Here is a 23,847-nt window from a genome sequence, read left to right on the forward strand (position 1 = left end):
TCGGTTCATGCCATTCGACGAGGAGAAGCTCATGCAGGTGGTGTCCATCATTTCAACCAAGGGCGGCGTGGGCAAGACCACGACGGCCGCCAACCTGGGCGGCCTCATCGCCGATGCCGGGCTGCGCGTGCTGCTGCTGGACCTGGACGTGCAGCCCACGCTGTCGAGCTACTTCACACTGGACGTGCGTGCGCCCGGCGGCATCTACGAGATGCTCGCCTTCAACGAGCGGCGCATCGAGCACCTGGTGTCGCGCACCGCGATCGCGGGCCTGCACCTAGTGCTCTCCAACGACGACCGCGGCGAACTGAACACACTGCTGCTGCACGCGCCCGACGGGCGCCTGCGGCTGCGCAACCTGTTGCCGGTCTTCCGCGAGCACTACGACCTGCTGCTGATCGACACCCAGGGCGCGCGCAGCGTGCTGCTGGAGATGGCGGTGCTGGCGTCCGACCTGGCGCTGTCGCCGGTGACGCCGGAAATCCTCGCGGCGCGCGAGCTGCGGCGCGGCACGCTGCAACTGATCGAGGACATCTCGCCGTATCGGCACCTGGGCATCGAACCGCCGCCGCTGCGCCTGCTCATCAACCGTGTGCATCCGGTGTCGTCGAACGCGCGGCTGGTCCAGCAGGCGCTGCGACAGGTGTTCCAAGAACAGGCCGGCGTGCAGGTGCTGGACACCGACGTGCCGGCCATCGAAGCCTATCCGCGCGCTGCGACACGAGGATTGCCGGTGCATCGGGTGGAGTACCGCCAACCGGCGGGCCGCGCGGCGCCCGCGGCGCTGGAGACCATGCGCGCGCTGGCTGGCGAGCTGTTCCCCGCGTGGCGGGAGCGCCTCGCGCTGGTCACCGGCCGGGCCGATGCGGGAGGGGCCGGCCATGGCGAGCGTGCATGAACTGGCGCGCGGCCGTGAACGGCTGCGCGCGTTGATCGAGTTCGCGCTGGGCGAAGGTTGGCGCGTGGTGCGCACGTCCGGCGGGCACCTGAAATTCACGAAACAAGGCTGCGCGTCGATCTACACCAGCTCGACTGCAAGCGACCACCGTGCCGACCGCAATGCCCGCGCGCAACTTCGCCGCGCCGACCGGCAGGCGCAGGAGAACGGCCGTGGCTGAGCTGACGCCGCAGGACATGGCTGCCAAGCTGCTGGCCACCGGCTTCGAGCGCAGCGGCCCTTCGGCCGCGACCTTGAGCGACCCCATCGCCGACACGCCGATGGTGGTAACCCTGGACCAGTTGCGGCCCTACGACCACGACCCGCGCGTGACCCGCAACCCGGCCTATGCGGAGATCAAGGCGTCCATCCGCGAACGCGGGCTGGACGCGCCCCCCACGATCACGCGCAGACCGGGCGAGGCGCACTACATCATTCGCAACGGCGGCAACACGCGGCTGGCGATCCTGCGCGAGTTGTGGAGCGAGACCAAGGAGGAACGCTTCTTCCGCATTGCGTGCCTGTTCCGCCCGTGGCCGGCGCGCGGTGAAATCGTGGCGCTGACCGGGCACCTGGCCGAGAACGAGCTGCGCGGCGGGCTGACCTTCATCGAGCGTGCCTTGGGCATCGAGAAGGCGCGCGAGTTCTACGAGCAGGAAAGCGGCCAGGCGCTGTCGCAGAGCGAACTCGCGCGGCGGCTGACTTCCGACGGCTATCCGGTGCCGCAGTCACACATCAGCCGCATGAACGATGCGGTGCGCTATCTGCTGCCGGCGATCCCGACCCTGTTGTACGGCGGATTGGGTCGGCATCAGGTGGACCGGCTCGCGGTGCTGCGCAAGGCGTGCGAGCGCACCTGGGAGCGGCGTGCGCTCGGCCGCACCGTGGCCGTGGACTTCGCCACCTTGTTTCAGGACGTGCTGACGCAGTTCGACACACAGCCGGATGACTTCTCGCCGCAGCGGGTGCAGGACGAGCTGGTGGGGCAGATGGCCGAGCTGCTGGAGGCGGACTACGACACGCTGGCTCTGGAGATCAACGACAGCGAAAGCCGCCAGCGTGCGCTGACCAGCGAACCGGCGGCTCCGACGCCACCGGTAGCGCCTGTCGTGCCTGCTGCTCCTCCCCCGCCGATCTCCGCGCCTCAGCAGCCATCCGCCTCGTCTGTGCCGCGCGACACCACGCCGGTCGCGCCTCCGGCGCCAGCAGCGACACCGCCTGCATCGCCCGAAGCGCCTGAGGAACAGCAAGGGCAACGCGACGAGCGCCTGCAAGGGCACATCGTGACACCGGCACCGACCACCGAGCGCCTGCAGTCCATCCAGCGGATGGTCGCGGACCAGCTCGGCGACAAGCTGCCCGACTTCGAGGCCGATGCGCTGCGGGCGATCCCCGTGCAGGCCGGCGGGCTCTATCCCATCTCGGATGTCTGGTACATCGAGCCCGGCCTCGACGTACCGGATCGCCTGCGCGTGCATATCGCGCAGTTCGCGCGCGAGATCGCCGAGGAAGCGGCGGTGGCCGACCACATAGAAGCAAGCGACGGCGGCATCGGCTTCGTCTGCGTGACGCCGGCCGTAGGCCAGGCGAAGGAGCTGCCGGCGTTCGCGCACGCGGTGCTGACCCTGCTGCAGGCGCTGAGCGCCGCACAGGCACCCGCGACTGGGCAGGATCGGGCGCGGCTGGCCGATGACCTTGGGCCGCTGCTGCACGGTCATGGCGGCTTTGGCGCGCGCCTGAGCGATGCCGGGCTGGTGAAGTTGTTCCGTCTGCTGCGCCTGGCGCGCCGGCTGCTGGATCTGGAAGCCGGCGACCCGGACCACGAGTCCTGAGCGCGCAGGAGGCTCCCATGTCGGCACCGCACCCGCTCAACCAGGCCGTCATCGCCCAGGCGCTCCATGACCTGCGCAACGGCCAACTGCGCCGCTGCAAGGCGATGGGCTTCGGCGAGGAGGAGCTGGATGCGCTGAAGCATCCCGAACTCGTGAGCATGCTGGTCAATGCCACGGTGTCCTGGTGTTCGGTGTCGGTGAACCGCGAGGTGTTGCAGCGATTGCTGAGCCGGGTACATGACGTGGAGCGGGAGATCGCCACCGTCGACCGCATGTTGCGGCTGGGTGCGAGCACGGAGATGGTGAGCAAGTTCTACGGCCTCACGCATCAGGAAGTGGCGCTGCGCCGGGACATCCTCGGCCTGCCCAAGCGCAAGGGCCGACATCCGGTGCTGAACGAGGCGCAGGACGTGGCCTTGTGGGAGCACTGGAAGGCCGCCGTCACCGAGCGCCATATCGCCCTGACCGATGACATGGCGATGCTGGCGCTGACCATGGACCTGGCCGAGGCGATGAGCCTGCCGATGTCGGTGGTGTGGGCGGCGATACGAAACTGGATCGACCAGGGGCTGGCATAGCCATGACCACGGGCGGCGCACCACGGCGCGAAGGCCCCATTGCGCTGTCCGCGCTCTTCGACGAGGCCCTGCAGCACCTACAGCCGGCGCAGGGAACGGCGCCGGCCGCCGACGGTTTCCTCTACAGCGGCAACCGCCATGAGAGCGTGCCGCGCCGGCTGTTCCTCGACCGGCGCCTGACGCCGCTGGAGCGAAACGCCTGGCAGGTGTTCCGCCTGCAGCTCAACGACGACGGCGTGACCGCCTTTCCAACCTACGACCAATTGCGCCCCTACTTGGCCTCGATGCCCTGCGCGGCGCAGGCATCGCACGAGACCGTGGCGCGCGCCCTGACGTTGTTGCGGCTGACGCGCTGGCTGAGCCTGGTGCGACGACGGCGCGACCCGAAGACCGGTCGCATCCAGGGAAACCTCTACGTGCTGCACGACGAACCGCTGACACCCTTCGAGGCGATGCAGCTCGATACCGACTACCTCGGCCTGGTCAGCCAGGCGCTGACCCATGCCGCCAAGGCGGTACAGATCGTGGGCATGAACACGCTCAAGGAAATTGCCGAAGACCCGCTGCTCAGCGGCCGCACGCTACCGACGCGCTTGCAGGTGCTGGCGCAGCGCATGACACGCCACGGCTTGGCGGCGGAGAGTTATCCACAGGAGGTCGCCGACTACGATTCCGAAGAAGGCCGGGATGCCTTTCTTCGGAATGCTGCGCGCCCGTCTTCGGAATCCGAAGCACGGCCGAAACCCGCGCCGGACGGCTCTCTTCGGATTCCGAAGGAGGACCGTACAGTACGTAATGATCGTATAAATGAAGTACGTACAGTACCGCGCGCGAGGGCCTTGCAGAACCTGCGGCTGCCCGAGCGTTTCCTGCGCTTGAAGGACGAGCAGCAGGCCGGCGCGCTGGTGGCGTTGCAACAGGTGGAGGAAGCCCAGCGACAGGCTGTGCTCGACGAATGGACCGCACGCTGCCGCAACAGCACTGTGCGCAACCCGGCCGGCTATCTGTTCGGCATCATCCAGAAGGCGATCCGCGGAGAGTTCAAGGCCTGGGCCGGAGAAAGTACATCGGCACCGCCAGCGCCCCCGCCACCTGCGCCATCGTCACCACCGGCATCCCGTGCCACTGACCCCGAGGTGGCACGTGCCTACCTGGCACAGCTCCGAGAAGCCTTGCGTGATCGCTGATGTTGACTATCCCCAGGGGATAGCTGGAACAGGCACCTTTTCGCCGCGCTCGATTGTCGCCCGCCGAACGACAGGCGAAACTGTCGCCTGTGAATCAGACGAGGACAGCCACGCACGAGCCCGGCCGATGATGGACATGACGACTTCCCCCGTCACAAACGCACTGCAACCACTACAGCGAGACGTTCAGCGCTTGCTGGGCAGATGCCTGTTGCGCCTTCAACAATACGAGCGCCTCATGAAAGCCATCGTGGCGCACCACGAGATTTCAGGCCCGGCGCATTCGCTGGAGGCCATTCGCGCAGCGCGGATTGAAGATGCCGCGGCCAAGACCCTGGGCACGTTGGTCGGACAACTGTTTGGTTCGTATGTCGTCACCGATGGAAATGGTGGCAAGGAACGCGACGACGATCTTCCCGGCGACGTGATTTCCTTTCGCACGCGCGTGCAACTGAGCCTCTCTGCGCAGGACTACGCCAAGACCCAGGCCGACCTCAAAGACCTGGTATCGCTGCGCAACACCCTGGTGCACCACTTCATCGACCAGCACGATCTATGGACCGTGGACGGGTGCCGCGCTGCACAGGACGAACTCGGTTCCGCCTACACGCGCATCGATCAGCACTTCGAGCAGCTGCGCGGCTGGGCCGAGCACATGGATCAGGCGCGGCGCCTGGCAGCGGAGTTCGTCCAGTCGGATGTGTTCCACGACCTGGTGGTCAATGGCATCGCGCCGGACGGCACGGTGGACTGGCCGGCCGCCGGCATCGTTCGCGCGCTGCGCGAGGCCGCCGCGCAGTTGGCCGTCGAGGGCTGGACACCCATCGTCGCCGCTGGCCGCTGGATCGCGGACCGGCATCCCGAGCAGCTTCCAGCCAAGTACGGCTGCAGCAGTTGGCGGCAGGTGGTGCACGAGTGCCGCTTGTTCGAGCTTCGCTACCGTGAGGTGGAGGGGCAACGGGCCGCCTGGTACAGACCTCGCGAGGCATAGACCCGCAGCGCGGTCTCACCACCGCGCGAGCCGCGAACGACCCCGCCGACCTATCCCCAGGGGATAGCCGGCACACACAGCCTTCCGTGCGGAACAAACCGGGCGCGCATGGGCTGCGGTTTGTTGACTGACAGCCTTCCGGCCGATGCCGATGCTGGCGACTCGTTTCCTATTCGCGAGTCGTCAACATGGCCAATGAACCACTGCAACTGAACCTCGGGTCTCTGCGCAGCGCGATGTCGCTGACGCTGCACACCCACCACGCTTCGCGCATCTGGCATGGGCGCGCCCAAGCCGAAGGCAAGGCCGGCATCGTCGGCTTGAACGGCTTCATCTCCATCATGAACAAGATGAAGCGCGGCGCCGAACAGGACGATCCCTACTCGGACTGGTGGATGTTGCGCATCGAGGACAAGCTCGGCGACACCAAGACACGACTGCAGGCGCTGCGCGAACAGGTGGACCAGGCCTTGGCCGGTGTTCCTCCCGCGCTCAGCCTGGGCGAGAACTTGAATGTGCAGCCGGTGAAGCTGCCGCTGTTCGTGAATGCCCAGCTCGGCTTTGCCGCCGTCTACCTGCTGGCCGACTACGACGACCTGGCGCGCAAGCTGATCCTCGCCCATCACACGGCGCTGATCGACCGCAGCACGCTGGAGCGCTGGCTCAATGATGGCGCGCACGCGCTGCGCAGCCTGTTCTCCCTGGCCCAGCAGTACCGCTATTCGGGCACCCAGCGCGATGACTTCGCTGCGAACAACGCCGCAGCGCGTGCCGCACTGGAAAAATACGGGCCACTGCCGCAGGAGGTGCTCGAAGGCACTCACCGCTCGCGCTTCGCGCCGCCCCTGATGCGCCGCACTCCACTGACCGCCATGCAGCGCGAACCTGCCGAGGCCAAGGCCAGCGCATTGGCGGACACCGCGGACGAGGCCGTAGCCGATGCGACGGCCGAGGACACCGCAAAGCCCGACAAACCCAAGAGATCGAGGAAGTCCGCCAAGGCGAGCGAATCCACCGATGGGGATGAACCAGCATGACGGCGCAATCCTCCGCGGCGCCTCGGCACTTCATGCCGCTGGAACAGCCCGACTTCCAGCGACTGGAACACGCAGCCTACCTAAAAGGCCTTTTGAAGCCTTTTAAAGGTAAGGGAAGTCTGGATGCCTGGGCCAGCCAATGCATGGCGCTGCGCGACGACTTGATCGCGCTGGCGATGAGACGAGTGCTGCCGCAGGCACGCACCTACCCCTTCAACCTGCTCGGCTCGCAACTGGCTCAGCAGACCACTGGCGCAGGCACGACGTTCCTGCGCTGGCGCAACCTCGACCGGTCCAGCATGGGTGTGACGCTGTGGCAGCACCTCATCGCCAGCCCGTCCACGCCCGATCGCCTGGTCGATGATCTCTACGCGATGGAGCTGCAGCGCATCGCGCTGAACATGCAGATCAGCCTGACTCACAGCATTGCCCGCCAGGCCCTGGAATGCGCCGACAAGATGTCCCAGGCCGAAGCGGTCTACTTGCGCCGTGTCCACCACGGGCACGGTGTTTCGATCCAACCCACCACGCGACAGGAGGCACCATGAGCACGCATTTCAGCGGCGAAGGCAACATCGGCTCTGCACCCGAGTACCGCGAGTTCACCAACGGCAACGACGAGCCGCGCAGGCTGCTGCGCCTGAACGTCTATTTCGATAACCCGGTGCCGAAGAAAGACGGTGAATACGAGGACCGCGGCGGCTTCTGGGCGCCGGTGGAACTGTGGCATCGCGATGCCGAGCACTGGGCCAGTCTCTACCAGAAAGGCATGCGCGTACTGGTCGATGGCCGCACGGTGCGCGACGAGTGGGAGGATGCCGACGAGAACGAACGGGTCACGTTCAAGATCGAGGCCAGGCGTGTGGGCATCCTGCCGTATCGCGTCGAGGCGGTGGTGCTCGGCACCAAGCCGGCCGCCGGCCAATAGATGTCCTTCGAGGGCGGCTGTAGCAACCGTCAACCGCCCGCCATGCACCAGTTATCCCCTGGGGATAGCGTCATCGACGTCCATCGGCTTCCAGTCGCCCTCCCGACACGACGCTTCCGTAACGGCTTCCGCAGCGACCTGCCCACACCGCTGCGGGCGGCGTTTTCCTGTCGTCCACACAAATCGGTGTCCATCCCGTTCCGCTTCCTTGCTGTCGAGTTCTCCCTGCGCGGACATGCTGTCGTCCATCCGATCAACAGCACGTATCCGAGGAGGCTCCATGCGCGTGTTCCTGTGCGAGAAGCCTTCGCAAGGCAAGGACATCGCCCGCGTGCTGGGCGCCGGCCAACGAGGTTCCGGCTGCTACAGCGGTTCGGGTACCGTCGTGACCTGGTGCATCGGCCATCTGGTCGAAGCGGTTCCGCCCGAAGGCTACGGCGAGCAGTACAAGCGCTGGTCCATCGAGCAACTACCCATCATTCCCGAGCGCTGGCGCGTCGAGGTCAAGGCTTCGGTCGCAGCGCAATTCAAGGTGGTCAAGCACCTCGTCGCCCAAGCGAGCGAGTTGGTGATCGCCACCGACGCCGATCGCGAAGGCGAAATGATCGCCCGCGAAATCCTCGACCTGTGCAGCTACCGCGGCCCAATCCAGCGGCTGTGGCTGTCGGCGCTCAACGATGCATCGATCCGCAAAGCGCTGGGCGCGTTGAAGCCTTCGGCCGAGACGCTGTCGTTGTACTACTCGGCCCTGGCCCGCTCGCGTGCCGACTGGCTGATCGGCATGAACCTGAGCCGGCTGTTCACCGTGCTCGGACGCCAAGCCGGCTACTCGGGCGTGCTGTCGGTCGGTCGGGTACAGACCCCCACGCTGCGCCTGGTGGTCGACCGCGACCGCGAGATCGCCAGGTTCGTATCCGTGCCGTACTGGACGGTCGAGGTCTTGCTGGCTCAGTCGGGCCACTCCTTCGGCGCCCATTGGCTGCCGCCCGACAGCACCTCCGATGCGGCGGGACGCTGCCTCCAGCAGCCGGTGGCGCAGCACGCAGCCGATCGTATCCGCGCCGACCGCGAGGCGCGGGTGGTGTCGGTCGAGACCGAGCGCGTGCGGGAAGCCGCACCGCTGCCGTTCGACCTGGGTACCTTGCAGGAAGTGTGTTCGCGCCAGCTCGGCCTCGATGTGCAGGAGACGCTGGACATTGCCCAGGCGCTGTACGAAACGCACAAGGCGACGACCTATCCACGCTCCGACTCGGGCTACCTGCCCGAAAGCATGCTGGCCGAAGTGCCGGCCGTCCTCGATGCCTTGCTCGCCACCGATCCCGGCCTGCGACCGCTGATCGACAAGCTGGACCGCAGCCAACGTTCACGCGCGTGGAATGACGACAAGGTGACGGCTCACCACGGCATCATCCCGACGCTGGAACCCACCCGGCTTTCGGCCATGTCGGAGAAGGAACAGGCGGTGTACGGCCTGATCCGGTCCCACTACCTGGCGCAGTTCCTGCCGCACCATGAGTTCGATCGGACCACAGCGGTGTTGACCAGCGGTGGCCAGCCACTGCAGGCGACCGGCAAGCAGGTGGTCGTGCCTGGCTGGCGCCTGGCGTTGGTCAATGGTGGTCCGGAGAAGTCGGATGATGAGCCGGCGCAGCGCAGTCAGATCCTGCCGCCGCTGGCCAGCGGCACGCGGTGCGGCGTCGAACAGGTCGAGATGAAGGCGCTGAAGACCTTGCCACCCAAGCCCTACACCCAGGGCGAACTGATCAAAGCCATGAAGGCTGTTGCCAAGCTGGTGACCGACCCGCGGCTGAAGCAGAAGCTCAGGGAAACGACGGGTATCGGCACCGAAGCCACGCGCGCCAGCATCATCAACGGCCTGCTGGGCCGTAGCTATCTGCTGAAGAAAGGCCGCGCCATCCGCGCGTCGGATGCGGCCTTCACGCTGATCGATGCGGTGCCGGCGGCGATTGCCGATCCGGGCACGACGGCAATCTGGGAGCAGGCGCTGGACATGATCGAAGCCGGCCAGATGACGCTGGACACCTTCATCGAGAAGCAGTCGGCCTGGGTCACGCAGTTGGTCCAGCAGTACCGCGGCGCCAGTTTGTCCCTCAAGCTGCCGCCGGCGCCGACCTGTCCGTTGTGCACGTCGCCGATGCGCCAGCGCACCGGCAAGAGCGGCGTCTTCTGGTCGTGCGGCCGCTACCCAGATTGCAAGGGCACGCTGCCTGTCGAATCTTCGACGGGCAAGCGCCCGGCGCCGCGCAAGCGGCGCGCGTCACCCAAGGCGTCCTGACGCCTGAAAACACGTCTGCCGCGCCTGCCGCTCCCCCGGTGGCGAGGCATGCGCCCCGCGCGTTGCGGGGCCTCCCCAGCACGCGATCCCTTCTGCGACGGTGTGCGCGTCCTGACTGGCACGTGTGGCCGCAGGGCGAGAAGGCAGTTGGTCCGCGAATGGCGCCCCACGCGATTCCCTTGATCCGCGGTTCTTCCGTTCACTCCGAAGAGTCTCCTGGCGCCTTGCCTCGCGAGCCGCCAGGAGACTCTTCGGGGTCGACGGTATTCGGTGCCGGTGCCCGCCGGTGAAACAACGGGCGCCCTTTGTGCGCGGATGCGTGCCAGAGGATATCGACCCCAGCCACGATACCGGTCGAGTGCGATTGCTGGTGCAGCGGCGGCTTTGACGACGGCCCCACGCCTGTAGCAGCCCACGGGTGGCATTCCTTTCTCATCCAGCCGAAGGCCTCCAGCCTTCGGCACCTTGGTCTTTCCTTGTTCTGAAACACGCCGGCCGCACGGCCTACAACCTCTGCTCCCTGTTTCACAACCGGCTCCGCACTGCGGGGCCTTTTCGTGTGCGCTGCTTCATGGCGACAGCCTATCTGGGAAATCAGGAACGGTGCAGCTTCGATTTGTTGCACGACAGGCTCGCACTGCTCTCCGAAGCTAAGCCCATGCGTTGCTGACTCCGTCAGCACCATGCCCAGGCAGCTCAGGTCTTCAAGGCTGCGCCGCGGAACCTTCCGCGTCGACCGAACCAGTCCGCTTCGCATCGCCCGCGCGGACACCGCCGATACCTGGCGTCGATGCTTCGATCCACCTCACGGGAAGTTCCTTCATCCCGTCGGGATGGGCGCTTTCCATTTTTCCCCATGGAGAGTCCCATGTCCCTTGCTTCCACTTCGCCACCCATCACGGCACAGGCGGTCCGAGCCGATTCCATCGGCTACCTGGCCCAGACCTTTGCTGACAAGCGCCTGCCTCTGCAGGTTCTTCGCAGTGCCGCTGGTTACTACATCGGCACGCTCGATGACCACGACGGACCTTGCTCCCGCGAGTCCTTCGAGTACTTCCCCAGCCGCGACGCCGCAGCCAAAGCCCTGGCGACAGGCGCGTGGACGCAGCGATCGCACCCGTGATTGCCCCTGCCATCCAAGGAGATTCCTCATGAGCTTGTCATTGCCTCAAGAAGTGTTCGATCAGATCGCGCGGGAAGATGCGCATTTCACCAAGGCCCCGTCCGCGTTCCTCCAGGCCTGGAAGCGCGGTGCCGAGATCGCCGGTGCCGAATGGTTCGGCGATGGCACCCGCGAAGGCTTGCAGCGTGCCACGACCAAGTGGGAGCTGCGGCCCAACATGTTGATGCTCAACGACGCCCTGGGTGTCCTGAGCAGTGGCCAGCGCATGTTCCTGTCCGCGATGGTGAGCTTCTACAACGCCCGCGAAGGCGGCGCGATGCTCAAGCGTTGCGGCTTCGAGGGGCTGTCCGACTTCGGCGGTCTCGATCTGGAACGCCGCAAGGTGATCGCCGACCTGATCCTCAACTACAACGGCTGGTGAGCCTGCCTGCCGTCCTGCTTTCGCCTTTCATCCAACCCCACGAGGGACATGCGTCCCTGTCGGGGCCATGTCCCTCCTTTTTTTCTCAGGAGTGACACATGCCCCGTCCACATGCATCGCTGACGCTCAGACAGATCGTCCGCCGCCTCAACGAGCACCACGCACGAACCGCAGCCGGGTTCTATGGCGACGGTCATCTTCCTGGCCGCTGGTTCCGCGCCCGACTCGTTCGCGGCACGACGCTGGAGGTCCATGACTGGATCACCTGGGTCTCCGTACCGAACGGCACCTGCTTCCGCGACCACAACGGCAGGCATGTCCTGGCCGTGACCTATCCCCCATCGGACGCACCGACAGCAGGCATGCCCGCCCACTGAGCAAGCGCGTCAATTTCCGCCGCTCCGCCTGAGCGACCACCACTTTATCCACATCCACCCGCTGGGGCTTAATCCCCAGCAGGGGATAGCTCCGCCTATTCTCTGCTGGAGAAATCCCATGCCCATCCAACCGAATCCATTCGTTCGCGGCTATCAGAACCTGAGCACCGTCCGCACACTTTGCATCACCTACGAGGACGACAGCCCACCAGTCTGGCGGCTGCTTCATTCCAGCCAGGCGCATCTGCCTGACGCTCAAGTCGCACAGTTCCCCTGCATCTTCTGCAACGACTTTGCCTTGATCACCGAAGGTCAGGAGATCAGCGAGGAACTCGAGGATCAATGCCAGACCGAGGGCATCGTGCGAACCGTGACCTATGCGGTTGCAGGCGACGACTTCGGCCAACCTGTCCATGTCGGCGACACCTATTCCGACGAGGCTGCACGCGAAGTCATCCGGCGCCTGACTTTCGAGACCGGCTTCTACAGCCGCTGCTGGGAGATCAGTTCCGCCCACATCACCGAAGATGCCGGGCGCTACCTCGCCGAGCTGGCCGACATCGCAACGCCGGCCCGGTTTCTGTTCGTCGCCTTCCGCATCCCGTACAGCCCAGCGATCGGCGTCAAGCTGATCGCCACGCCCTGGTCGGATGAGAACCTCGGCCACATCGAGGGCATCACGGCCGAATACCTGCGTCGGGAGCATCTCAGGAAGGCCATGCCCGAGAGTCTGGTCGACGTCCTGCATCTGGCAGCCGAGGCCGACGTGCGCATCCTGATCTTCGATGCGGACGCGCAGATCCTGGAAGGCCTGCCGATCTTCGAGGAGTGACGCCACCCCCCAAGCCACAGCCCCTGTTCGCAGGGGTTTTTTTTCGCGTGCAGGAAACCGACCTGGCCGGGGTGCCGATTCTTTGTCGGCAGGTCAATGGAGCCAGTGCACTCTGAATCCATGTTCCGCTGACTTGAGGTCAGCAACATGCCCAGGTAGCCATCGACCTTCAAGGCTACGGTGCGGTTCTCCGCAGAGGTCGTTGTTCATCCCCGGCGCATCCCGCGCCATTTACCTCAACCCACCAGGGATTCCCAATCCCGGTGGCGGGGCGGGCGTCCCTTGGTTTTCTTCAAGGAGATTCCCATGGACCACGCTCTTATCCGCTCTCAAATGCCGACTCTCGTCGCAGGCCATGTGCCTCGCAATGCCCGGTCGTTCAAGTTCAACGTCTACGATGGCACGCCGCAGAGAACCATGCTCGGCTTCGCGACCGATCCCAGTCCGTTCCATGGCAAGGTGATCGCGGTCACCGATGACGCGATCATCGTGAAGGTCAAGCCGACCCAGTTCGCCGTGGTCGATCGCCATCTGGTCACTGCTGTGCCGGCCGAAGGCAGCAAGGTCGAAGTCGTTCCGTATGCGCGGCGCCATTTCGATGGTCAGCGTGTCGGCACCCCTCGGGAGAAGACGGAATACCTGTCCGATGGCACGCCCTACACCGTCAAGTCGGTGATCCTGGGCGACGCCACCGCCGAGCTGCCTGTGCCGCCAGCACGCTGCCCGGAACTGGCCGAACTGATCCAGCAGTTGCAGAAGCTGCCGGCACCGGACGGTCATCGTCACATCAGCCATCTTCTGGTCGATGCCAAGGCCCGCGACTTTACGCTGGTCGATCCGAAGCCGAAGGACATCATCGCCACGCCGCCGGCCATCAGCTTCACGGTCGAGACCGGAAAATTCAGCGGCAAGGTCACGGTGAGCTACGACCGGGGCGGTGACGTCTATGTGGTCGAACTGCATCGCGACGGCGAGCGCATCGAGCGTGTTGATGACGTCTATTTCGACGATCTCGGTGACACGCTGGAGCGCTTGATCGACGACGGCAGTTGGCGGTTTATCCGCGTGGAAATGATTTCGGGCAAGACGCCCGGTGTGCGGCACTGAACCTACCCTTGTGTTCTCTCACAGCCCCTCGATCGAGGGGCTTTTCTTTGGTTCATTCCCCCGGTGGTTGACCAATCGGGAAGATCGCCGATGCCGATTTCCTCTGGCGGCCCGCCTTTGCAGGCGCCACGCTGCTGCCATGTTCCGCTGACACCCGTCAGCAGCATGCCCAGGTAGCCAAGGTCTTCAAGGCTACGACACGGTTTCGGCCGCGTTGATCGCACCAGTTCGCTCTCGGCATCCATAGCGCGAACGTCCATCGAGTCATCGATGGAGATGCCACGACAGTTGTTCACGGGTCTTACGACCCACAACCCGCGCGGGGGTTTCCACACCTCCCCGCCAGGGCCGGTGTGTCTCCGCTTTTCTTGTCCTCAAGTCTGGAGATTCACCATGACCACTTCATCCGAAAAATCGTACTTCGACCTGCACATCACTGGCCTCGGGTATCTCAATCGCATCCGCGAAGTGAAGCCCAAGAAAGGTGAGCCGTTCCTGGCCTGCGACATCGCAGCGCTCAATGGTCCGAGCAACGCTCCCGAATACCGCCGTTTCGACGTGCGCGTGTCCGGCAGCGAAGCTCAGCATCTGGTCCGCCGTTGCGAAGAGGCCGTCAAGGCCGAACGCAAAGTGCTGATCGGCTTCCGCCTCGGCGACCTGTGGACCGACATCTTCACCTACTCCAAGGGGAAGAACGCCGGCCAGCAGGGCGTCAGCCTGAAGGCTCGCCTGCTCTTCGTGAGCTGGATCAAGGTCGATGGCGAGATGGTCTACAAGGCCGAGCCCAAGACGACCGATGACGCGGCGAGCGAGGATGCACCCGCACCCTCCAGCACGTCGGCAACCGAGGACGCACCTGCGCCCGAAGTCGCCGCCAGCAACGACGCCCAAGCACCCGCTGAAGCGCCGGCCCTGGCCGAGTCGTTTTGATCCGCAAGGCCCCGTGCGCATGCACCGGGCCTTGTTCTCTTCCCCTTCGATCGAGCACCGCTTGCGCTTCGGCGCTGGCGGCACGCGATCGCTCATTCGTCGAAAGGAGCCATCCATGATCACTGTTCCAGGCCAACTGGCCATCAAGACCATCCACGGCCGCAACGGCGACTTCAACGTCGGCCGCCTGGCGACTTCCATCGGCGAGTTCGTCATCAAGAATGCCGAACTCGACCAGTACGCCGAAGGCAAGTACGACGGCGACTTCATCATCACCGAGATCCGGCCCTCCACCTACAACACCAGTGGGCGGATGGTGATCGAAATCCGCGCCCACCTGGGCGGCATGACCTTGTCCAGCATCGATCCCCTGAGCCGCGACGAGGCCCGACGGCTGAGTCCGCAGGAAGTCGATCCCATCGACGAAGAGGCGCAAGCACCCGTGCCTACCGCAGCCCCGGCACCCGCCAAGGCGAAGGGACGCAAGGGCAAGGACCCTTTGGTCGATACCACGCCGTTCGGCACCGCGGCAGTTGCCAAGCCGTCGACCCAGGCCTCGGCCGAGGACGACGACACCGCGCTGTTCGGCGCGCTGTGGCCGCTGGGCAGCAGCGTCAAGCTCGATCCAACCGTGGATCGTCGTGTCCTGCGTCAGCAGCGCGACCGTCTCGGTGCGCTGGGCTACGCGTTCGCACCGTTGTCCCAGGACTGGCACCTCGCCAGCGCCTGATTCATCCGTCGCGAAAACGACGTTCCACCACCCGCCGGGGTCCTTCCCCGATGGGGAGGGACTCCGGCTCTTTCTTCAAGGAGACCCTCATGGGCTGGACCTTTTCCAACTGGACCCGCAGCGCGCTGATCGGCGAGCTGACCCGACCGGACGAGAGCGAAGCAGCGCGCTACGAAACGATCACCCACACCCTGCGCGGCAACGTGCTGTGGTCGGTGGTTCGGATCACGGCCAAACAGCCGGACGTGCACAAGCTCGACATCGGTCAATCCACCACGTTCATCGCCTGCCACCTGCTGGAAGGCTCCGGCTCAAGCTGGGGCTACAAGCCGATGGACGAGTCGATGCACCCGTACTACTACTCGTGCCCGCTGTCCTACCTGGACATGGCGCCCGAGCAGTCCCGAGAGTGGCGCGAAGGCGTGCGTGCCTATCACGCGCGTCGCCGCACACCGGCCACGCCGGCGCTGGCGCCGGACTGAGCAATTCCTTTCCACCCCATGGGGCAGTGCCTGCCCCTGCGGGCAGTGCTGTCCCTTCTTCATCGAGGACATCACCATGCCTGCACCTTCATCTCTCAAGACGCTGTATCGCATCGACGAATGCCCCGACCTGATGGCCGACGGCTGCATCGGTGACGAAAGCGGCAACCTGGTCTTCCTGTCCGTCTGGGCGCGCGACACCGCCATCCAGCAGTTCCTGGCTCGCCTGACCCTCGGGCGCGACGAGCAGGGACTGGACCAGTTCCACGTCATCAACGAACAGGGCGGCTCGATCCCGGTCTTCGTCGGCAATGTCGAGAACCTGGAGAAGCGCAGCACCCGCGTCTTCCGGCGCACGCTGTTCGGTTCCATGGTCAACCTGTGGTTGTTCGACCGCCGCTGCGTGAAGCCCGACAAGGCCAACGCCAGCGCGCTGGCCCTACTGCCCAGGGATTCATCGCATCGCACCGATCGGCTGTGGACGCTGGTGCAGGACACCTGCCCACTGCCGTTGCTCGATCACTGGCGCGACACCGTGCTGGAACTGCTGCAAGCCCGCGCGATGCTGAGCCGCCTGCCATCCGCCATCGGCGCGTTGGAAGGTCATCGGCTGGCGATCGACGTCCCGGCGCTGACCGCCGCGCTGGGTGACCTGATCCGAAACAGCACCCTCGGGGCGTCGCGGTACGAGCTGGCTTCCGGCGCACCGCTTCGGCGCGTGGCCTGAGTCATCTCCATGTACGGGCATGCGCGGCGCGCGTGCCCATCTTTCTTCATCCCACTTCCTTCCAGGAGGTTCCCATGGCTCTCATGTTCCCGCGCCTTGCGCGCAACTTCATCAAAAACGGCTATTTCCCCACCGATGAGTCCACATTGGAACGGGCGTTGTCCGCACTGGCGCCAGCCTCTGGCCCGCTCTCCATCCTCGATCCCTGCGCCGGCGAAGGCGTGGCGATCGCCGAAGCCGCCCACGCCCTCGGGCGCGAGCAGGTGCAGGCGTTCGCCGTGGAGTACGACGCCGAGCGTGCGCGCCACGCCCGGCAACTGGTCGATCACTGCCTGCACGGCGACCTGATGGACGCGCTGATCTCGCGGCAGGCCTTCGGTCTGCTATGGCTCAACCCGCCGTATGGTGACCTGAGCAAGGACGCCAACGGCAACATGGGCTACCAGGGTCAAGGCCGTGCCAGGCTGGAGAAGTTGTTCTATCAGCGCAGCCTGCCGCTGCTGCAATACGGCGGTGTGCTGATCTTCATCGTGCCGTCCTACGTGCTCGATCCGGAGCTGGTCGGATGGCTGACGCGCCATTTCGCAGACCTGCGGATCTACCGTGCGGTAGAGGCGCAGTTCAAGCAGGTGGTGATCTTCGGTCGGCGGGCTCGCCAGCGCGACCAGGCGTCGGACTCGGCCAAAGCCGTGCGCGGGCTGCTGTTGCAGGTCGGGCAAGGCGATGCTGAGGCCGAGGAACTGCCAGTGGAATGGCCGTTCCTGCCGTACACCGTCCCAGTGTCTCCCGCGGAGCCGGAGCACTTCTATCGCGTGACGATGGAGCCTGAGCAGTTCGCCGATGAAGTCTGCCGACTGCAGGGGTTATGGCCGTCGCTCGACACCCACCTGGGGGCCGCGCAGCAGTCGCTGCGTCCACCGGCGCGGGCCTTGTCCCACTGGCATCTCGCTCTGGCTCTGGCCGCTGGCGCGATCTCGGGCGTCGTGACCTCGAAGAGCGGCAGAACGCTCGTCGTGAAAGGTGATACCCATAAGGAGAAGACTCTCCAGACGGAATACACCGAACGCGACGACGGCTCCGTGGCCGAGACACGCATCCTCACCGACAAGTTCGTGCCGGTCATCCGCGCCTGGGACATGACACCGGGCTCCGCCACGCGGGGCGAGGTGCTGACCATCCGCTGATCGTTGTTCCCCGACGGCAAGCCGCCAGCGCTTCGCCGCCTTCTTTGTCCACCCACCGGGGTCATGTCGCCCCGATGGGGTGCCGTGGCCTCTTTTTCTTTCTGAAGGAGAAATCACCATGGCACTCGCTGTTCTCAATCTCGTCTCGCAACCACGGTTCCCATCCGGACAAGTGGTCATGACCGCCGGCATCAACGATCTGGTCCAGCAGGGTCAGTTCAATCCGGTGCCTTATCTGCGCCGCCACCTGCGTTGCGACTGGGGCGATCTCGATGACTGCGACCGGCGTTCCAACGACGCTGCCTTGAAGTCCGGAGACCGCTTGTTCTCGTCCTACCAGGTCACGCCGACCTTGAAGCTCTGGATCATCACCGAGTGGGACCGCAGCGTCACCACGCTGCTGCTGCCATCCGAGTACTGATCGTCCTCTGACGGCTCGGCCGTCTTTCTCTTCCCACCCCTGGGGCATGCCATCGCCCCGCAGGGGTCGGTGCATGCCCCATTTTCATTGGAGCATCACCATGTCACTTGATCTCGAAACTGTTCCCGCGGCTGTTTCCGATGCCTCGCCCGTGCAGGGCGACCTGCTCGAAGCCGCATCTTCACCGCTCGCCATCACCCTGACCGACTTCGTGTCGGAGTTCGGCGACGAGCTGCTCGACTCGCTCAACCGTGCCAATCCCCCGGTCTACACCGGCCAGGTGCGGGTACATCGGCAACTCATCCTCGCAGCCCTCAAGCGCAAGCTGTTCCAGGCGCAAGCCGATGTGGTCCATGCCGTCACCGAGCTGCTGGTCGATAGCGGTGAACGCGCCGCGATCGTCAATGGCGAGATGGGATGCGGCAAGACGACGGTGGGTATTGCCACCGCCGCCGTGCTCAACGCCGAAGGCTACCGCCGCACCTTGGTTCTTTCTCCGCCGCATCTGGTCTACAAGTGGCGGCGGGAAATCCAGGAGACGGTGGCCGGCGCCAAGGTCTGGGTGCTCAACGGCCCGGACACGCTGGTCAAGCTGCTGAAGCTGCGCGAGCAGTTGGGTGTACCGGCGCAGGGTCAGGAGTTCTTCGTCCTGGGCCGCGTGCGGATGCGGATGGGGTTCCACTGGAAGCCCGTCTTCACCCGGCGGCGCACGCCCCACGGCGACGTGGCGGCGTGCCCGGACTGCGGCCACATCATCACCGACCTCGACGGCGATCCCATCAACCCGGTCGAACTCGAAGCCGAGGAGTCCCGCCGCAAGTGCAGCCATTGCGCCGCACCGCTGTGGACGCTGATTCGTCCCAGGGGCTTGTCCGCCAGTGACCAGTCCTCGACCGTACTCAAAGCCCTGAAGCGCATCCCGACCATCGGGGAGGTCACCGCGCAGAAGCTGATGCAGAAGTTCGGCGATGCCTTCCTCGCGTCGATGCTCGGCGACAACATCCACGAGTTCATCAACCTGATGGACGACCGGGGTGAGCTGGTCTTCTCGGATCGCCAAGCGCATCGCATGGAACGCGCGATGGCCAACATGGAGTTCGGCTTCGGCGAGGGCGGCTACCAGCCGTCCGAGTTCATCAAGAGGCAGCTTCCCCAAGGCACGTTCGACCTGCTCATCGCCGACGAGGCGCACGAGTACAAGAACGGCGGCTCCGCACAGGGCCAGGCCATGGGGGTATTGGCGGCCAAGGCGCGCAAGACGCTGCTGCTCACCGGCACGCTGATGGGCGGTTACGGCGACGACCTGTTCCACCTGCTGTTTCGCGCCCTGCCTGGGCGGATGATCGAAGACGGCTACCGGCCGACCAAGCAAGGTTCCATGACGTCGGCCGCGATGGCGTTCATGCGTGATCACGGCGTGCTCAAGGACATCTATTCCGAGAGCACGGGCACGGCGCACAAGACCGCCAAGGGCACCAAGGTATCGGTGCGCACGGTCAAGGCGCCGGGCTTCGGTCCGAAGGGCGTGCTGCGTTGCGTCCTGCCGTTCACCGTCTTCCTCAAGTTGAAGGACATCGGCGGCAACGTGCTGCCGCCCTACGACGAGGAGTTCCGTGAGGTCACGATGGACACGGCGCAAGCCGCGGCCTATCGCGACCTGGCGGGACGGCTGACCGCGGAGCTGAAGCAAGCCCTGGCGAAGCGTGACACGACGCTGCTGGGCGTGGTCCTCAACGTGCTGCTGGCCTGGCCGGACACGTGTTTCCGGTCGGAGACGGTGGTGCATCCGCGCACGCGCAACACTTTGGCGTTCGTGCCCTCCCAGTTCAACGAGCTGGAGGTCATGCCCAAGGAACGCGAGTTGATCGATATCTGCAAGCAGGAGAAGGCAGAAGGTCGCAAGACCCTGGTCTATTCGGTCTACACCGGCACGCGCGACACCACGTCGCGTTTGAAGGTGCTGCTGGAGCAGGAAGGCTTCAAGGTGGCGGTGCTGCGCGCGAGCGTGGATGCCTCCCGCCGGGAAGACTGGATCGCCGAGCAGTTGGACCGCGGCATCGACGTGCTCGTCACCAATCCCGAACTGGTGAAAACCGGCCTGGACCTGTTGGAGTTCCCGACGATCGTGTTCATGCAGTCGGGCTACAACGTGTATTCGCTGCAGCAGGCCGCACGGCGCTCGTGGCGCATCGGCCAGAAGCAGCCGGTGCGTGTGATCTACCTCGGCTATGCCAACTCCTCGCAGATGACCTGCCTGGGGCTGATGGCCAGGAAGATCATGGTGTCGCAATCCACCTCCGGCGATGTGCCCGAATCCGGGCTGGATGTCCTGAACCAGGACGGCGACTCGGTGGAGGTGGCACTGGCGCGGCAGTTGGTGCATTGAGCGTTGCTGGACTTGGCGGCCCCTTCGGGGGCCGCTTCCTTCCTTTTCAGCAAAGCCCGCGGGCTTTCCGTTCCTTGTTCCGCAGTTCTTGATCCAGCGGCGGGTAGCTGATCACGTCGGGAGGGGAGTCCGAGAACCAGGCCCACTTCAGGATGCAAGCAGCACACAGCAGGGTGGCCGCCATGACGAATGTCATTGTTGCCCTGAAAATTCTGCACTATTCTGTCATAGTTTGACTTGAACTGGCCATCATCACCATGCCTACAAGTACCAGCGAGGGCGAGATCCTCACCCTCAAACAGGTCGCCGAGTTCCTGAAGGTCACGGAGCGGACGATCTACAGGCTGGCTGCAGCCAAGAAGATCCCCGCATTTAAGGTCGGCGGGACTTGGCGGTTCTCCAAGGCGGAGATCACGGAATGGATTCAGCAGCAGTCGAAGGGCGGAAAAGCCGATAGGACGTAACCACAGGAGGGGTTGATGACCCAGCAGAGCGAAAGCAATGAGCAGATGGAGCAGTCCTTGATCGACATCGCTGTCGAGAGTTGGCGCTTCTCGCGTCTGTTCGGCAAGGTGGTCAGCAAGCTCGACGCGGGCGAGTCAGGCCGCTACATCAACCAGCTTCGCTACTTCCAGAAAAAGGTCGAGGAGAACCTCGATTCGAACGGCCTGAAGCTGGTCAACGTCGAGGGGCAGCCCTACGACGCGGGGATGGCGGCATCCGCCTTGAACTTGGGCGACTTCGGCCCTGACGACGTGCTGCTCGTCGATCAGATGCTGGAGCCGATCATCATGGGGCCGAATGGTCTGCGCAAACAAGGCACGGTAATGCTCAGGAAGGTGGAAGCATGAAATACGTCGGCATCGACCTCGGTACGACCAATAGTGCCATCTGCTCGTTCGACGGGGAGAAGATTCACCTCTACAAGAGTCCGGAACAGCACGACGTCACCCCGTCCGCCATCTTCATCGACCGGCGCGGAAACAAGTATGTCGGCTCGCGCGCCTACAACAGCGCCGCGAAGAACCCCGACAACGCTGCGGTGCTGTTCAAGCGGCTCATGGGCACGAGCACGCCCGTGAAGCTGCCGGCGGTCAACCTCACGATGACGCCGGAGGAATGTTCCGCCGAAGTCTTGCGCTCGCTCTTCGGCTACTTGCCGGAGGAAATTCGAGGCGATGGCGATACCGGCACCGTCATCACGGTTCCGGCCGCGTTCAACCAGATGCAGAAGGACTCGACGATGGCCGCCGCCGATGCGGCTGGCCTCGGACGTGTCGCGTTGATGCAAGAGCCAGTGGCCGCCGTGATGAGCGTCATGCGCCAGCGCAAGAACGATGGCGTGTTCGTCGTCTATGACCTTGGCGGCGGCACGCTCGACATCGCCATCGCCGAAAGCATCGCTGGCCGGGTGAACCTGCTCGCCCACGGCGGCATTGCCATGTGCGGCGGACGTGACTTCGACCGCATCCTGTTCGACAACATCGTCAAGCCGTGGCTGATGGAGAACTTCGATCTGCCGGAGGACTTGACCGCGAATCCGCAGTTCAAGTCGCTGCTGCGGATGGCTACGTGGGCGGCGGAGAAGGCCAAGATCGAGTTGTCGCAGAAGGAAGCAACGGTCGTTAGCCTTCCCGAAACCGAGTTGGGCGTCCGAGATCAGGCCGGTGAGGAGATTTACATCGACATCACCATTGATCGCAAACGCTACGATGAGCTGATCGCGCCCAAGGTGGAAGACTCCATCCAGTCCGCCCGCGAGACGCTCGAAAAGGCCGGGTTGACCCCGCACGATGTCGAGCGCGTGGTGTTCGTGGGCGGCCCCACGCAATACAAGCCGCTGCGCGACAAGGTCGCCTTCGAGCTTGGCGTTGCGCCGTCCACCGACGTGAACCCGATGACGGCGGTTGCCGAGGGTGCGGCGGTGTTTGCCGAATCCATCGACTGGACCTCGCAAAGCCGTGGGCGCAAGAGTGCCCGTGGTGCGATCAGCGCCGGTGGCGCGCTCGACCTTTCGTTCAACTACATCGCGCGCACACCGGAACCGAGAGCCAAGATCGTCGCCAAGCTCGGCGGGCGCACGCCTGCGGGCATCGAGTTCCAGATCGACAGTCTGGACACCGGTTGGTCGTCGGGCCGCGTTGCGCTGAAGGATGGCGCAAGCGTCGAACTCAGCCTGACCAAGCCCGGCGACAACATCTTCAAGGTGTTCGTGTTCGACTCGAACGGTGCGCCCGTGGGCTTGCGCGAGGACAAGATCGTCATCGCGCGCACTGCCGCCAGCATCGACGCGATTCCCGCGTCCCACTCCATCGGCGTGGAGGCCCGCGACAAGGTTGGTGGGCGCTTGGTGCTGGACTACCTCGTGCGTGAAGGCGACCAGTTACCCAAGAAGGGCAAGAAGTCCTTTAAGGCAGGCGAATCCCTCAAGGCCGGAAGCGCCGGGTCGATCAAGTTCAAGCTGTGGGAAGGCGAAATCTCCGACCCCATCAACGACAACCGCTTCATTGGCATGTTCGAGATCAAGGGCACGGACTTCGACGACGGCGTCATCGCCGCAGGCGCGGAGATGGTCTGCGAGTTCGAAGTGCTCGACTCCGGCAACATCCAATTGGAAGTCTCGGTGCCGTCGATCAGCGGTTCATTCAAGAGCGGACGCAACTACTACTCCAGTCAGGAAGGCAAGATCGACTACTCCAATCAGGCCAAGAATATTCAGGAGCAGTCGGAGCACACGCTGGAGCGTCTCGAAGAGATGGCAACCAAAGTAGATGACCCACGTCTGGAACAGGCCCGCGAGAAACTGGAGCAGGCCAGCACCATCGAGCCCGGTGAGGCCGACCCGGAAACGGCGAAGCAGGCAATGGACAACGTGCAGGAAGCAAAGCGCCTGCTGGCGCTGACGCGCAAGGAGCACCTGAAGGACATCCGCCAGCTTGAACTGGACAAGGCGGTTGACTTCTTCGACAAGGTCGTCCGCCAGCACGCCCGCCCCACGGAAGCGTCGTCGTTCGACAACCTGGTCAAGACGGCACAGCGCGCGCTTGAAAACAACAGCAGCGACTTCGAGTCGCACTTGGACGATCTGCGCGGCCGCAACTTCATGATCTTGTGGCGTCAGGACTGGTTCGTCATCGAACGCTTCAAGTGGCTGGCGCAAGACACCTACCTCTTCCCCGATGCCAGAGAGCACGCGCAGCTCGTGGCGGTTGGAGCCGAAGCACTCAAGGCCAACGACATCGACAAGTTGCGTGCGGTGGTCGTCAACCTCGACTCGATCCGAGTCGGCTCTGCGGGTGACGACGACATGATGGCCGGTGCCAATATCGTTCGGAGTTGAT

General features: G+C 64.7%; 26 protein-coding genes. 25 read left to right on the top strand and 1 reads right to left on the bottom strand.

Features of this window, described 5'->3' with window-relative positions; all coding sequences use genetic code 11:
• Positions 1–31: 31 nt before the first annotated feature.
• The 22 genes from ABDJ85_RS07590 to ABDJ85_RS07695 all read left to right on the top strand — a co-directional run bounded on the left by ABDJ85_RS07590 (position 32) and on the right by ABDJ85_RS07695 (position 20,506).
• Positions 32–898, top strand: a complete 867-nt coding sequence (locus tag ABDJ85_RS07590) for a ParA family protein (RefSeq protein ID WP_347704868.1) — start codon at positions 32–34, stop codon at positions 896–898.
• Positions 882–1,118 carry a hypothetical protein gene (locus ABDJ85_RS07595; RefSeq protein WP_003451134.1) on the top strand — a complete coding sequence of 79 codons (237 nt, stop codon included), beginning with the start codon at positions 882–884 and terminating at the stop codon, positions 1,116–1,118. Before ABDJ85_RS07590 ends, ABDJ85_RS07595 begins: the two co-directional genes overlap by 17 nt.
• Positions 1,111–2,769: a ParB family protein gene (locus ABDJ85_RS07600; protein ID WP_347704167.1), complete on the top strand. Its 1,659-nt coding sequence runs from the start codon at positions 1,111–1,113 to the stop codon at positions 2,767–2,769. The genes ABDJ85_RS07595 and ABDJ85_RS07600 overlap by 8 nt, the downstream gene beginning before the upstream one ends.
• Before the next feature lie 17 nt (positions 2,770–2,786).
• Positions 2,787–3,347, top strand: a complete 561-nt coding sequence (locus tag ABDJ85_RS07605) for a DUF2857 domain-containing protein (protein WP_347704168.1) — start codon at positions 2,787–2,789, stop codon at positions 3,345–3,347.
• 2 nt (positions 3,348–3,349) lie between these two features.
• Positions 3,350–4,534, top strand: coding sequence for an STY4528 family pathogenicity island replication protein (locus tag ABDJ85_RS07610; protein WP_347704169.1), 1,185 nt, complete (start codon positions 3,350–3,352; stop codon positions 4,532–4,534).
• A 238-nt stretch (positions 4,535–4,772) separates the two neighbouring features.
• Entirely contained in the window at positions 4,773–5,525 is a 753-nt protein-coding gene (locus ABDJ85_RS07615; RefSeq protein ID WP_047351012.1) for an OST-HTH/LOTUS domain-containing protein, read from the top strand.
• Between the two features lie 188 nt (positions 5,526–5,713).
• Positions 5,714–6,562, top strand: coding sequence for a PFL_4669 family integrating conjugative element protein (locus tag ABDJ85_RS07620; RefSeq protein WP_347704170.1), 849 nt, complete (start codon positions 5,714–5,716; stop codon positions 6,560–6,562).
• Positions 6,559–7,110, top strand: coding sequence for a DUF3158 family protein (locus ABDJ85_RS07625; protein ID WP_347704171.1), 552 nt, complete (start codon positions 6,559–6,561; stop codon positions 7,108–7,110). Before ABDJ85_RS07620 ends, ABDJ85_RS07625 begins: the two co-directional genes overlap by 4 nt.
• The gene (locus tag ABDJ85_RS07630) at positions 7,107–7,490 is read left to right on the top strand and encodes a single-stranded DNA-binding protein (protein WP_020685569.1); all 384 of its coding nucleotides are present in this window, start codon (positions 7,107–7,109) and stop codon (positions 7,488–7,490) included. The genes ABDJ85_RS07625 and ABDJ85_RS07630 overlap by 4 nt, the downstream gene beginning before the upstream one ends.
• 280 nt (positions 7,491–7,770) lie before the next feature.
• A complete protein-coding gene (locus ABDJ85_RS07635; protein WP_347704172.1) occupies positions 7,771–9,786 on the top strand; it encodes a DNA topoisomerase III in 2,016 nt (671 codons plus the stop codon).
• Positions 9,787–10,654: 868 nt separating this feature from the next.
• Complete coding sequence (locus tag ABDJ85_RS07640; RefSeq protein WP_347704173.1) at positions 10,655–10,909, top strand: hypothetical protein; 255 nt, start codon at positions 10,655–10,657, stop codon at positions 10,907–10,909.
• 28 nt (positions 10,910–10,937) lie between these two features.
• Positions 10,938–11,330 carry a hypothetical protein gene (locus tag ABDJ85_RS07645; protein ID WP_347704174.1) on the top strand — a complete coding sequence of 131 codons (393 nt, stop codon included), beginning with the start codon at positions 10,938–10,940 and terminating at the stop codon, positions 11,328–11,330.
• 98 nt (positions 11,331–11,428) lie between these two features.
• A complete protein-coding gene (locus ABDJ85_RS07650; protein WP_298433831.1) occupies positions 11,429–11,707 on the top strand; it encodes a hypothetical protein in 279 nt (92 codons plus the stop codon).
• A gap of 118 nt (positions 11,708–11,825) precedes the next feature.
• Positions 11,826–12,539, top strand: a complete 714-nt coding sequence (locus tag ABDJ85_RS07655; RefSeq protein WP_347704175.1) for a DUF5983 family protein — start codon at positions 11,826–11,828, stop codon at positions 12,537–12,539.
• Positions 12,540–12,845: 306 nt separating this feature from the next.
• A complete protein-coding gene (locus ABDJ85_RS07660) occupies positions 12,846–13,646 on the top strand; it encodes a GTPase (RefSeq protein WP_347704176.1) in 801 nt (266 codons plus the stop codon).
• A 393-nt stretch (positions 13,647–14,039) separates the two neighbouring features.
• Entirely contained in the window at positions 14,040–14,576 is a 537-nt protein-coding gene (locus ABDJ85_RS07665) for an STY4534 family ICE replication protein (RefSeq protein ID WP_347704177.1), read from the top strand.
• 115 nt (positions 14,577–14,691) lie between these two features.
• Positions 14,692–15,306: a DUF3275 family protein gene (locus tag ABDJ85_RS07670; protein ID WP_347704178.1), complete on the top strand. Its 615-nt coding sequence runs from the start codon at positions 14,692–14,694 to the stop codon at positions 15,304–15,306.
• A gap of 89 nt (positions 15,307–15,395) precedes the next feature.
• Positions 15,396–15,788 carry a hypothetical protein gene (locus ABDJ85_RS07675; RefSeq protein WP_347704179.1) on the top strand — a complete coding sequence of 131 codons (393 nt, stop codon included), beginning with the start codon at positions 15,396–15,398 and terminating at the stop codon, positions 15,786–15,788.
• Between the two features lie 76 nt (positions 15,789–15,864).
• A complete protein-coding gene (locus tag ABDJ85_RS07680; protein ID WP_347704180.1) occupies positions 15,865–16,515 on the top strand; it encodes a hypothetical protein in 651 nt (216 codons plus the stop codon).
• 74 nt (positions 16,516–16,589) lie between these two features.
• The gene (locus tag ABDJ85_RS07685) at positions 16,590–17,699 is read left to right on the top strand and encodes a DUF6094 domain-containing protein (protein WP_347704181.1); all 1,110 of its coding nucleotides are present in this window, start codon (positions 16,590–16,592) and stop codon (positions 17,697–17,699) included.
• Between the two features lie 118 nt (positions 17,700–17,817).
• On the top strand, positions 17,818–18,120 hold the full coding sequence (locus ABDJ85_RS07690; protein WP_033470583.1) for a hypothetical protein: 303 nt from the start codon (positions 17,818–17,820) through the stop codon (positions 18,118–18,120).
• Positions 18,121–18,220: 100 nt separating this feature from the next.
• Positions 18,221–20,506 carry a helicase-related protein gene (locus ABDJ85_RS07695; protein WP_347704182.1) on the top strand — a complete coding sequence of 762 codons (2,286 nt, stop codon included), beginning with the start codon at positions 18,221–18,223 and terminating at the stop codon, positions 20,504–20,506.
• Between the two features lie 46 nt (positions 20,507–20,552).
• On the opposite strand, the gene ABDJ85_RS07700 is transcribed toward ABDJ85_RS07695, so the two are convergent.
• A complete protein-coding gene (locus tag ABDJ85_RS07700) occupies positions 20,553–20,690 on the bottom strand; it encodes a hypothetical protein (protein ID WP_347704183.1) in 138 nt (45 codons plus the stop codon).
• Positions 20,691–20,763: 73 nt separating this feature from the next.
• Here ABDJ85_RS07700 and ABDJ85_RS07705 point away from each other — a divergent pair, with 73 nt between their 5' ends.
• From ABDJ85_RS07705 to ABDJ85_RS07715, 3 genes are read left to right on the top strand one after another with little or no spacing between them, the layout of a single operon-like run.
• Complete coding sequence (locus tag ABDJ85_RS07705; RefSeq protein ID WP_347704184.1) at positions 20,764–20,970, top strand: helix-turn-helix domain-containing protein; 207 nt, start codon at positions 20,764–20,766, stop codon at positions 20,968–20,970.
• A gap of 15 nt (positions 20,971–20,985) precedes the next feature.
• The gene (locus tag ABDJ85_RS07710; protein WP_252635447.1) at positions 20,986–21,357 is read left to right on the top strand and encodes a hypothetical protein; all 372 of its coding nucleotides are present in this window, start codon (positions 20,986–20,988) and stop codon (positions 21,355–21,357) included.
• Positions 21,354–23,846, top strand: coding sequence for an Hsp70 family protein (locus ABDJ85_RS07715; protein ID WP_347704185.1), 2,493 nt, complete (start codon positions 21,354–21,356; stop codon positions 23,844–23,846). The genes ABDJ85_RS07710 and ABDJ85_RS07715 overlap by 4 nt, the downstream gene beginning before the upstream one ends.
• Position 23,847: the final 1 nt, after the last annotated feature.

Source organism: Roseateles paludis (genome assembly GCF_039872745.1).
Taxonomy (GTDB): Bacteria; Pseudomonadota; Gammaproteobacteria; order Burkholderiales; family Burkholderiaceae_C; genus Pelomonas; species Pelomonas paludis.

Bases quoted from the DNA above. Each gene is read 5' to 3' on its own strand.
- ABDJ85_RS07590 (WP_347704868.1), top strand. From the start codon at position 32: ATGCAGGTGGTGTCCATCATTTCAACCAAGGGCGGCGTGGGCAAGACC.
- ABDJ85_RS07595 (WP_003451134.1), top strand. From the start codon at position 882: ATGGCGAGCGTGCATGAACTGGCGCGCGGCCGTGAACGGCTGCGCGCG.
- ABDJ85_RS07605 (WP_347704168.1), top strand. From the start codon at position 2,787: ATGTCGGCACCGCACCCGCTCAACCAGGCCGTCATCGCCCAGGCGCTC.
- ABDJ85_RS07610 (WP_347704169.1), top strand. From the start codon at position 3,350: ATGACCACGGGCGGCGCACCACGGCGCGAAGGCCCCATTGCGCTGTCC.
- ABDJ85_RS07615 (WP_047351012.1), top strand. From the start codon at position 4,773: ATGAAAGCCATCGTGGCGCACCACGAGATTTCAGGCCCGGCGCATTCG.
- ABDJ85_RS07620 (WP_347704170.1), top strand. From the start codon at position 5,714: ATGGCCAATGAACCACTGCAACTGAACCTCGGGTCTCTGCGCAGCGCG.
- ABDJ85_RS07625 (WP_347704171.1), top strand. From the start codon at position 6,559: ATGACGGCGCAATCCTCCGCGGCGCCTCGGCACTTCATGCCGCTGGAA.
- ABDJ85_RS07630 (WP_020685569.1), top strand. From the start codon at position 7,107: ATGAGCACGCATTTCAGCGGCGAAGGCAACATCGGCTCTGCACCCGAG.
- ABDJ85_RS07635 (WP_347704172.1), top strand. From the start codon at position 7,771: ATGCGCGTGTTCCTGTGCGAGAAGCCTTCGCAAGGCAAGGACATCGCC.
- ABDJ85_RS07640 (WP_347704173.1), top strand. From the start codon at position 10,655: ATGTCCCTTGCTTCCACTTCGCCACCCATCACGGCACAGGCGGTCCGA.
- ABDJ85_RS07645 (WP_347704174.1), top strand. From the start codon at position 10,938: ATGAGCTTGTCATTGCCTCAAGAAGTGTTCGATCAGATCGCGCGGGAA.
- ABDJ85_RS07650 (WP_298433831.1), top strand. From the start codon at position 11,429: ATGCCCCGTCCACATGCATCGCTGACGCTCAGACAGATCGTCCGCCGC.
- ABDJ85_RS07655 (WP_347704175.1), top strand. From the start codon at position 11,826: ATGCCCATCCAACCGAATCCATTCGTTCGCGGCTATCAGAACCTGAGC.
- ABDJ85_RS07660 (WP_347704176.1), top strand. From the start codon at position 12,846: ATGGACCACGCTCTTATCCGCTCTCAAATGCCGACTCTCGTCGCAGGC.
- ABDJ85_RS07665 (WP_347704177.1), top strand. From the start codon at position 14,040: ATGACCACTTCATCCGAAAAATCGTACTTCGACCTGCACATCACTGGC.
- ABDJ85_RS07670 (WP_347704178.1), top strand. From the start codon at position 14,692: ATGATCACTGTTCCAGGCCAACTGGCCATCAAGACCATCCACGGCCGC.
- ABDJ85_RS07675 (WP_347704179.1), top strand. From the start codon at position 15,396: ATGGGCTGGACCTTTTCCAACTGGACCCGCAGCGCGCTGATCGGCGAG.
- ABDJ85_RS07680 (WP_347704180.1), top strand. From the start codon at position 15,865: ATGCCTGCACCTTCATCTCTCAAGACGCTGTATCGCATCGACGAATGC.
- ABDJ85_RS07685 (WP_347704181.1), top strand. From the start codon at position 16,590: ATGGCTCTCATGTTCCCGCGCCTTGCGCGCAACTTCATCAAAAACGGC.
- ABDJ85_RS07690 (WP_033470583.1), top strand. From the start codon at position 17,818: ATGGCACTCGCTGTTCTCAATCTCGTCTCGCAACCACGGTTCCCATCC.
- ABDJ85_RS07695 (WP_347704182.1), top strand. From the start codon at position 18,221: ATGTCACTTGATCTCGAAACTGTTCCCGCGGCTGTTTCCGATGCCTCG.
- ABDJ85_RS07700 (WP_347704183.1), bottom strand. From the start codon at position 20,690: ATGGCGGCCACCCTGCTGTGTGCTGCTTGCATCCTGAAGTGGGCCTGG.
- ABDJ85_RS07705 (WP_347704184.1), top strand. From the start codon at position 20,764: ATGCCTACAAGTACCAGCGAGGGCGAGATCCTCACCCTCAAACAGGTC.
- ABDJ85_RS07710 (WP_252635447.1), top strand. From the start codon at position 20,986: ATGACCCAGCAGAGCGAAAGCAATGAGCAGATGGAGCAGTCCTTGATC.
- ABDJ85_RS07715 (WP_347704185.1), top strand. From the start codon at position 21,354: ATGAAATACGTCGGCATCGACCTCGGTACGACCAATAGTGCCATCTGC.